Origin of the sequence: Floridaenema aerugineum BLCC-F46 (genome assembly GCF_041929345.1) — a bacterium.
GTDB lineage: Bacteria > Cyanobacteriota > Cyanobacteriia > Cyanobacteriales > Aerosakkonemataceae > Floridanema > Floridanema aerugineum.
Genome location: NZ_JBHFNQ010000250.1, coordinates 1 through 2,207 on the forward strand (window position 1 = coordinate 1; position 2,207 = coordinate 2,207).

Genomic DNA, 2,207 nt, shown 5'->3' on the forward strand with positions numbered 1-2,207 from the left:
CGGGAATTACTTCAAAGGAGACAGATTCTTGATTTGTCCCAAGGGTAAATACAATAACTGTTATCTTTATTTACTTTTGGTTGTACCGTTTTGGGTAGATAAAAATAGCTCATATCATCAGAGGAAATTAAATGCCATTAAATCCAGATTTCCTAGCCTTCCTTTTACACTGTGAGCAAGAGCTTAATTGAAAAGATATATAAGGTTTAATTTGAAATATGACAAAGAGACAAGCGACGAATTAAAGCGCTTATCCAAGCTCCTTTGTAAAAGCAGAACTCAAATAATTATAGAAGCAATCAAGTTTTACTCAAAATATACGGACACACATGAAAACACGGACGCTTAGTAAGTTTGTTTAGTGAAACTTTATTTTTTAAAGCTTTGAATAATTCTTAATTTTATTGATGAAACTTTAAAATTTCTCAAGTAATCTTAAAGTAATACATAAAGGAAACATTTATGGCTAACACAACAGAACTTGCACCCATTCCTCAAATCCCCAGCTACTCGGATTTAAAAGACCTACCCATTAGTCCAGTACACGCTATATGGGTTGTTTCTATGGCAGCTTTTCCGATGATTTTATGGGGATTAAAAGCGGTAGTAGATGCTAGAGTAGAAAACATAAAAGCTGTTAATCAAGCAAGAATTGAAGAGGACAAAAGAGAATTAGCTCAAAGAGACGAGTTGATTAAGCATCTTCAGCAGCAAAATAACACTTTAATTAACGAAATTTTTATTATGCGTCGGACGCTAGATTATAGCGGTGAACTAGGGGGTAGAAATGTTAAACGATAAAATCGACTTAATTGTTCTTTATTGTCAAAAGATGAATTACAGGCTTTTCACTGGGAAGGATGAGAAAAATATTATCTATGTGGAAGGAATGGATGTTGAAGGCAATTTTAACAACGACGCACCCAATCAATTTAATGATGTGCGGTTAGTCTTGTCTAATGATTTCCATCTTCTTGGGAATTGGTCTGCAACAACCGAACCGGGTCGGTTTTATACTGAGCATCCGATGAATCCTAAAGGTGCAGCACGAATCGCTTTCGGTCAGTACAAAGCTTGGGCTGTCGGTATGCACGGCAATTCTCAACCGCACGAAGCGTTAATCCAAGTTGCTGAAGTTATGGTGTACCGAGATAGCAACAAGGACGGGTTACGAATCGGCGATGGGGTCGATCGAGGTTTGTTTGGCATTAACCAACACTGGGGATATGATTTGCCTCCAGACAATATCGGTCGAGCCAGTGCTGGATGTTTGGTGGGCAGAACTCGCAAAGGACATTTGGAATTTATGAGTATCGTTAAAACCGACCCCCGTTACCAAGCTGATCGCAGATTTCTTTTTACTACTACAATTATTCCAGGAGATCAACTTTAGAGTAGGCATTTTACAGGTTAAAGCAAGAGAAAATCTCAAAAATGATAGTTAAAATTGGAAGATGCCAAAGATCGATCGATATGGAAAAGCAGCAATATTAAATGCTCAACAAATAACTAAATTATTTGATGCTTTCCGGTCCGATCGCGATCGAGCCTTGTTTGGCTGTTGTCTGTACCTTGGATGTCGAATATCAGAAGCCTGTTCGTTACAAACAGAAGATTGTTACACTGACGAGGGCCAGGTCCGATCGCAAATCCAGATCCGCAAGAGCAACACCAAAGGAAAGCAGGGAACCAGGACGATCGACGCTCATCCCGAATTAGTAAAACTACTGGAAGTCCACAAGCCTGGTAAACTCTGGGTTTTTCAAAGCCGCAGCTACCATTGGCGGCATCTTGATGCTGATTCTGCTGACTGGATATTAAGGAAAGCCTGCAAGAAGGCTGGGTTAGAAGGAGTGAGTACTCACAGCTTTAGACGGACTGCTTTAACGGCTATGAGCAATGCTGGAGTGCCTTTACGAGTGATTCAGGATATTTCCGGTCATCACTCGCTTAACGAACTTCAGAAGTACCTGGAAGTCTCAGAGGAGCAGCGCAGAAGCGCGATCGCTAGTCTCCAGTTCCATCACGTTGGAAAAGATAGTTTTTCCGATATATAAGCTGGAAGTATTGAAAATACGTTTAAATTCATGGATGCTTCCTAAAAATCTAAGTCTTATTGAGAAAATTAACCCACTTATTGAAACTATTTTCTGGGCAGAGTATATAATTCTCTGATGAAATAAAAAGATTAGTTTCGTGGGGATTCA

The 2,207-nt window shown here is 39.4% G+C and carries 3 protein-coding genes; all 3 read left to right on the forward strand.

Going from position 1 to position 2,207, the window contains the following annotated elements; all coding sequences use genetic code 11:
- The first annotated feature begins 462 nt into the window (after positions 1 to 462).
- The 3 genes from ACE1CC_RS33640 to ACE1CC_RS33650 all read left to right on the forward strand — a co-directional run bounded on the left by ACE1CC_RS33640 (position 463) and on the right by ACE1CC_RS33650 (position 2,057).
- Positions 463 to 801 carry a hypothetical protein gene (locus ACE1CC_RS33640; RefSeq protein ID WP_413274792.1) on the forward strand — a complete coding sequence of 113 codons (339 nt, stop codon included), beginning with the start codon at positions 463 to 465 and terminating at the stop codon, positions 799 to 801.
- Complete coding sequence (locus tag ACE1CC_RS33645; protein WP_413274793.1) at positions 788 to 1,393, forward strand: hypothetical protein; 606 nt, start codon at positions 788 to 790, stop codon at positions 1,391 to 1,393. Before ACE1CC_RS33640 ends, ACE1CC_RS33645 begins: the two co-directional genes overlap by 14 nt.
- 61 nt (positions 1,394 to 1,454) lie before the next feature.
- Complete coding sequence (locus ACE1CC_RS33650; RefSeq protein ID WP_413274794.1) at positions 1,455 to 2,057, forward strand: tyrosine-type recombinase/integrase; 603 nt, start codon at positions 1,455 to 1,457, stop codon at positions 2,055 to 2,057.
- Positions 2,058 to 2,207: the final 150 nt, after the last annotated feature.